The organism is Pelomonas margarita (assembly GCF_043555875.1).
Classification (GTDB): Bacteria; Pseudomonadota; Gammaproteobacteria; order Burkholderiales; family Burkholderiaceae_C; genus Pelomonas; species Pelomonas margarita.
The window spans coordinates 1-394 of the sequence record NZ_JBIGHW010000065.1; the positions used below are offsets into that span (position 1 = coordinate 1).

General features: G+C 72.6%; 1 protein-coding gene. It reads left to right on the forward strand.

The genetic code is table 11. The features are described 5' to 3' along the window. Positions 1 to 394 (forward strand): type II secretion system F family protein (locus ACG0Z3_RS23250; protein WP_394402434.1); only part of this gene is annotated, 394 nt, incomplete at both ends.

Consider the following 394-nt stretch of genomic DNA (forward strand, 5'->3'; position numbering starts at 1 on the left):
GGCCATCAGCGGCTTGCTGACCTGGTGGCTGCTGGTCAGCTTCGGCCGGCCGGCCGGCCCCTGGCCCTGGGTGGGCGCGGCCTTCGGCTTCCTGTTCCCGGCCCTCTGGCTGCGCGACCTCGTGCAGCTGCGCCGCCGCGAGACGCTCAAGACGCTGCCCTTCATGCTGGACATCATCACGCTGTGTGTGGAGGCCGGCCTGAACCTGACGGGCGCCTTCGCGCAGGCGGTGGCCAAGGGGCCGGCCGGACCGCTGCGCGACGAGTTCTCGCGCGTGCTGCGCGTTGTGCGCGCGGGCCGGCCGCGGCTGGACGCGCTGCGCACGCTGTCCGACCGCATGAACGAGCCGTCCATCACCAACTTCGTGTCGGCGCTGATCCAGGCCGAGCGCATG